At 72.5% G+C, this 5,471-nt stretch carries 6 protein-coding genes and 1 tRNA gene; 3 read left to right on the top strand and 4 right to left on the bottom strand.

Annotated features, from left to right (window positions below; translation table 11 throughout):
• Positions 1 to 326, bottom strand: a 326-nt coding sequence (locus tag B7P34_RS34805; RefSeq protein ID WP_146167019.1) for a TetR/AcrR family transcriptional regulator, incomplete at its 3' end; no start/stop codon positions are given.
• Positions 327 to 452: 126 nt separating this feature from the next.
• On the opposite strand from B7P34_RS34805, the gene hisN reads away from it, so the two are divergent.
• Together hisN and B7P34_RS34815 are read left to right on the top strand one after the other, a co-directional pair.
• Positions 453 to 1,259, top strand: coding sequence for a histidinol-phosphatase (gene hisN, locus B7P34_RS34810; protein ID WP_030366231.1), 807 nt, complete (start codon positions 453 to 455; stop codon positions 1,257 to 1,259).
• 185 nt (positions 1,260 to 1,444) lie between these two features.
• Positions 1,445 to 1,840 (top strand): CBS domain-containing protein, encoded by a 396-nt coding sequence (locus B7P34_RS34815; RefSeq protein WP_106682139.1) that lies wholly within the window; start codon positions 1,445 to 1,447, stop codon positions 1,838 to 1,840.
• A gap of 150 nt (positions 1,841 to 1,990) precedes the next feature.
• On the opposite strand, the gene B7P34_RS34820 is transcribed toward B7P34_RS34815, so the two are convergent.
• Positions 1,991 to 3,481 (bottom strand): catalase, encoded by a 1,491-nt coding sequence (locus B7P34_RS34820; RefSeq protein ID WP_106682140.1) that lies wholly within the window; start codon positions 3,479 to 3,481, stop codon positions 1,991 to 1,993.
• A 190-nt stretch (positions 3,482 to 3,671) separates the two neighbouring features.
• Here B7P34_RS34820 and B7P34_RS34825 point away from each other — a divergent pair, with 190 nt between their 5' ends.
• Positions 3,672 to 4,088, top strand: a complete 417-nt coding sequence (locus B7P34_RS34825; RefSeq protein ID WP_106682141.1) for a Fur family transcriptional regulator — start codon at positions 3,672 to 3,674, stop codon at positions 4,086 to 4,088.
• A 42-nt stretch (positions 4,089 to 4,130) separates the two neighbouring features.
• Here the strand turns inward: B7P34_RS34825 and B7P34_RS34830 are convergent.
• Positions 4,131 to 4,204: transfer RNA gene (locus B7P34_RS34830), tRNA-Met, on the bottom strand.
• A 67-nt stretch (positions 4,205 to 4,271) separates the two neighbouring features.
• On the bottom strand, positions 4,272 to 5,471 hold a 1,200-nt coding region (locus B7P34_RS34835), incomplete at its 5' end, for a tetratricopeptide repeat protein (protein ID WP_146167020.1).

Consider the following 5,471-nt stretch of genomic DNA (forward strand, 5'->3'; position numbering starts at 1 on the left):
GCGGCCCGGACGAGGGGGTTGGCCCGCGCCGTGCGCAGGATCCAGCAGGCGGCGGCCGCGCAGCGGGCCCCGGCGTCGGTGCCGGCGACGGTCCCGGCGGTGGCGGGCGCGGCCGCCAGGGCCCGCTCGACACCGGCCAGGAAGGCCTCCGCCTCCCGCCGCACCAGGGCCCTGGCCAGGCCGTCCTTGCTGCCGAACTCGTTGTAGAGCGTCTGCCGGGACACCCCGGCGGCGGCCGCGACGTCCACCATCCGGACCCCGTTCCAGGGCCGGGTGCGCAGCGCCGCGAAGGCCGCGTCCAGCAAGAGCTCTCGTGCCGCGGGCATGGTCGCCTCCCCGGCCGTCCGGCCGCACTACGGCTGTGGCCACAGAATTGACGTGCCGCCATACGGTGTCAAGAGCCGTGGGCGGGCCGCGAGGCCCGGAGCGGATGCCACAGGTACTGTTCAGCCATGTCCGACTACCACGATGATCTGCGTCTGGCCCACGTCCTCGCGGATGCCGCGGACGCGGCAACCATGGACCGGTTCAAGGCCCTCGACCTGAAGGTCGAGACCAAACCGGACATGACCCCGGTGAGCGAGGCGGACAAGGCCGCCGAGGAGCTGATCCGCGGCCATCTGCAGCGCGCACGGCCGCGCGACGCGGTGCTGGGCGAGGAGTTCGGCAGCGAGGGCACGGGCCCGCGCCGCTGGGTGATCGACCCCATCGACGGCACCAAGAACTACGTGCGCGGCGTGCCGGTCTGGGCCACCCTGATCTCGCTCATGGTGCAGGTCGAGCAGGGCGGGTCGGTCGGTTTCGAGCCCGTCGTGGGCGTGGTGTCGGCACCGGCGCTGGGCCGCCGGTGGTGGGCCGCCCGGGGCTCGGGCGCGTACACCGGCCGCAGCCTGACGTCGGCGACGCGTCTGCAGGTGTCGCGCGTGGGCCGCGTCGAGGACGCGTCCTTCGCCTACTCCTCGCTCAGCGGATGGGAGGAGCGCGGCCTGCTGCCGGGCTTCCTCGACCTCACGCGCGACTGCTGGCGGACCCGCGGCTACGGCGACTTCTGGCCGTACATGATGGTCGCCGAGGGGTCGGTGGACATCTGCGCCGAGCCGGAGCTCTCGCTGTGGGACATGGCGGCGAACGTGGTCATCGTGGAGGAGGCCGGCGGCCGCTTCACGGGCCTGGACGGCCGCCCCGGGCCGCACAGCGGCAACGCCGCGGCGTCCAACGGCCTGCTCCACGACGAGCTGCTGGGCTACCTCCGGACGTAGCGCGCACGGGCCGGGGGTCCGGGCGCGGAGCGTGGGGGCGGGAGCGGCGGCGCCCCCGAGCGCGGTCACGGCTCCACGCGCCCCTTGTTGGGCGGGCCGTGTCGTGTGACGATGAAGGACCCACGCTTGTGAACTTGTGAATCCCCACTGGGGGTTCGCGGTCCACCAAGGAGGTGGCTCCAGCCATGCTCGTCCGCGACGCCATGAGCACGGTGGTCCTCACCATCGGCCCCGCCCACACCCTCCGCCAGGCGGCCCGGCTGATGTCCGCGCGCAGGATAGGGGCCGCGGTCGTCCTCGACCCCGACACCAGCGGGCTCGGCATCCTCACCGAGCGGGACATCCTCAACTCGGTGGGCGCCGGGCAGGACCCGGACCGGGAGACGGCCCACGCGCACACCACGACGGACGTCGTCTTCGCGGCCCCGGAGTGGACCCTCGACGAGGCCGCCGCGGCCATGTCGCGCGGCGGCTTCCGGCATCTCATCGTCCTCGACGGCCACGGGCCGGTGGGGGTGGTGTCGGTGCGCGACATCATCCGCTGCTGGGTTCCGGTGCGGGCGAGCGCCGTGCACGTCTGACCGCCCTCGCACCGAAGCGGCAATCGAGCAACCCCTGCGGCGGGCCGCCACCTACGCGAGAGCGGCGGCGGTTCAGCCGCAGAAAGCGGAGAGGCCGGAGCCCCATGGCGTCCGGCCTCTCCGTTCTTTCGGCAAGCGTCCAGTGGCTTGTCAGCCGCGAAGAGCCTGGACCGCGGCGTCGAGCCGCTTGCCGAAGTCCGCGTCCGCCTGGCGGAAGTTGTTGACAGCCCGCTCGGCGATGTCGTCGCGCGAGACCTTCGCGATGAAGCCCGCGAGGTTGCCGATGAGACGCTCCTTCTCCTCGTCCGACATCAGCCGGTAGAGGTTGCCCGCCTGCACGAAGTCGTTGTCCTCGGCGTGCGAGGGCGCCTCGTGCGTGCCGGTGGCGCCGGTGACCGCGGTGGGCTGCCACAGCGCCGCGCCGCTCTGCTGCGGGCCGCCGAAGCTGTTCGGCTCGTAGTTCTTGGCCCGGCCGTGGCGGCCGTCGTAGGCGTAGCCGTCCCGGCTGTAGGTGCGGGCCACGGTGGCGCGCGGGCGGTTCACCGGGAGGTGGTCGGCGTTGATGCCGACGCGGTAGCGGTGGGCGTCGCCGTAGGCGAAGAGCCGGCCCTGCAGCATCTTGTCCGGGGACGGGCCGATGCCCGGCACGAAGTGCGCCGGCGAGAAGGCGGACTGCTCGACCTCGGCGAAGATGTTGTCGGGGTTCCGGTTGAGCTCCAGCTTGCCGATCTCGATCGGCGGGTAGTCCTCGTGCGGCCACACCTTGGTGAGGTCGAACGGGTTGAAGCGGTAGTTCGCCGCCTCGTCCGCCGGCATGATCTGCACCTGGACGGTCCAGGTCGGGAACTCGCCGCGCTCGATGGCCTCGCGCAGGTCGCGCTGGTGGAAGTCCGGGTCCTCGCCGGCGATCCGGTCGCCCTCGGCCTGGGTGAGGGTCTTGATGCCCTGGTCGGTCTTGAAGTGGTACTTGACCCAGAAGACCTCGCCGGCGGCGTTGTTCCACTGGAAGGTGTGCGAGCCGTAGCCGTTCATGTGGCGGTACGAGGCGGGGATGCCGCGGTCGCCGAAGAGCCAGGTCACCTGGTGGGTGGCCTCCGGGGAGAGCCCCCAGAAGTCCCAGACGTTGTCCGCCTCCTGCGAGCCGGTGTACGGGTCGCGCTTCTGGGTGTGGATGAAGTCGGGGAACTTGATGGCGTCCTTGATGAAGAACACCGGGGTGTTGTTGCCGACGAGGTCGTAATTGCCCTCCTCGGTGTAGAACTTGAGGGCGAAGCCGCGGGGGTCGCGCACCGTGTCGGCGGAGCCGAGGCTGCCGGCGACGGTCGAGAACCGCAGGAACGTCTCGGTCTGCTTGCCCACCTCGGAGAGGAACGCGGCCCGGGTGTACTTCGTGACGTCGGCGGTCACGGTGAACGTGCCGTACGCACCGGCGCCGCGGGCGTGCACCACGCGCTCCGGGATGCGCTCGCGGTTGAAGTGCGCGAGCTTCTCGATCAGCGACTGGTCCTGGATCAGGACGGGGCCGCCGACGCCCGCGGTCTCACCGTTCTGGTTGTCCGCGACCGGAGCTCCGGACTCCGTGGTCAGCGGGCCCGTCGTGTAGATGTCCTCGCCCTGAACCGGCACGTGTGCCTCCGTCATCCGTCATCTCGTCCGTCACTCGGCTCCGAACCGGCCGACCGGTCTTCCGACCTGATCGCCTGGCCTTGAGCCGAGCTCGATCCTACATTAGACGTTGTCTAAGTCAAGATAGACATGACATAGATATGAGATCCAATGGTGGACGAGGGCCGCTGCTACGCTGGTCCTATCTGACTGATAGGTGAATGGCATGAGTGACCTGCTGGAACGGCTCCGGGGACGCGGCTGGCGGCTGACCGCGCAGCGACGCGTCGTCGCCGAGGTCCTCGACGGGGACCACGTGCACTACACCGCGGACGAGGTGCACGCCAAGGCTGCCGAACTGCTGCCGGAGATCTCGCGCGCGACCGTGTACAACACCCTCGGGGAGCTGGTCTCCCTGGGCGAGATCATGGAAGTGAGCACGGACGGGCGCGCCAAGCGCTACGACCCGAACGCCCACCACGCGCACCAGCACCTGGTGTGCTCGCGGTGCGGCACCATCCGGGACGTCCACCCCGTGGGCGACCTGCTGGCCGGGCTGCCCGCCGAGGAGCGGTTCGGCTTCCAGGTGGCGGCGGTCGAGGTCACCTACCGCGGCGTCTGCCCCGGCTGCTCCACGGCATGAGAGAAGGCCCGGATCCTTAAGGATCCGGGCCTTCTCCTGCAGTAGCGGGGACAGGATTTGAACCTGCGACCTCTGGGTTATGAGCCCAGCGAGCTACCGAGCTGCTCCACCCCGCGTCGGTAGGACCGACTCTAACCCGGTGAGGGCTGCTGAGGCAAATGGGGGAGCCGGTACGGCCCGGCCCTACGCCGTCAGCTCCTGCTGCAGCGCGTCCCGGAGCCGCGCCGCCCGCTCAGCCACCTCCGGCGGCCCGAGCGCGACGGCCCGGTCGCACCAGTGCCGCCCCTCCGTGAGATCGCCCCGCCGCGCCGCCAGCAGGGCGAGCCGCAGGGCGGCCCGCCCGTGGCCGGACTCGGCCGCGCGGGCCCACCACAGGGCGGCCTCCGGCTCGCTGCCCTCGCGGGCCAGCAGCAGCCCCAGGTTGAAGGCGCCGTTGCGGCTGCCCGCCTCGGCCGCCTCGCGGTACCAGTGCGCGGCCTCGACCACGTCGCCCCGCTCGGCGACGAGCATCCCGAGCCGCACCTGGGCACGGCGGTGGCCCTGCCGGGCGGCCCGGCCGTACCACTCCTCGCACTCCTCGCGCGCCTCCTCGTCCCGGTCGAGGAGCGCGCCCAGCCGGAAGGCGGCCTCCGCGCTGCCGCCCCGTACCGCCACCCGGAGGTGGCGCTCGGCGGCCTCCTCGTCGCCGTCGCGCAGGTGGGCCATGGCGACCTGGAGGGCGGCGTCGGTGTGCCCGGCCGACGCGGCCCGCTCGTACCACTGGAAGGCCGTGCGGTCCTCGTCCCGCCCGGCGTAGAGGATGCCGAGGTTGAAGGCCGCGTCGACGCTGCCCGCCTCGGCGGCCTTGGAGAACCACGGCTCGGCGCCGGCCGCGTCGCCGCCCTGGAGGAGCAGCACGGCCAGGGCGTTGGCGGCCTCCTTGTGGCCGGCGTAGGCGGCGCGGCGGTACCACTGCTCGGCCTGGGCGGTGCGGCCCTGCTCGGCGCAGAGCAGGCCCAGGTTGTACGCGCCGTTGACGTCGCCGTGGTCGAGCGCCGTGCGGTACCAGCGCTCGGCCTCCTGGGACTCGCCACGGTCGGCGTGCAGGGCGCCCAGGGCGTTGGCCGCATTGCCGTCACCCTCCTGGGCGGCCCGGCGCCACCACACGGCGGCGCTGTCGGTGTCCCCGGCGTCGCGCAGCAGGAAGCCCAGGGCACAGGCCGCGCGGGGCTCGCCGTCCTTGGCGGACGTGAGGTACCAGCGGGCGGCCTCCTGGGACTCGCCGCGGGCCTCCAGCAGGGTGCCCAGGTGGAGGGCGGCCCGGCGGTGGCCGCGGGCGGCGGCCTGGCGGTACCACTGCTCGGCCTCGCGGGCCGGGCCGCTGCCGTCGCGGCCGCCCGCGGC

The organism is Streptosporangium nondiastaticum, assembly GCF_003011965.1.
Lineage (GTDB): Bacteria > Actinomycetota > Actinomycetes > Streptomycetales > Streptomycetaceae > Streptomyces > Streptomyces nondiastaticus.

What these genes read in the sequence shown, in the direction of transcription:
- B7P34_RS34825 (WP_106682141.1), top strand. Translation starts at nt 3,672, where the DNA reads ATGAGTGACCTGCTGGAACGGCTCCGGGGACGCGGCTGGCGGCTGACC.
- B7P34_RS34820 (WP_106682140.1), bottom strand. Translation starts at nt 3,481, where the DNA reads ATGACGGAGGCACACGTGCCGGTTCAGGGCGAGGACATCTACACGACG.
- B7P34_RS34815 (WP_106682139.1), top strand. Translation starts at nt 1,445, where the DNA reads ATGCTCGTCCGCGACGCCATGAGCACGGTGGTCCTCACCATCGGCCCC.
- hisN (WP_030366231.1), top strand. Translation starts at nt 453, where the DNA reads ATGTCCGACTACCACGATGATCTGCGTCTGGCCCACGTCCTCGCGGAT.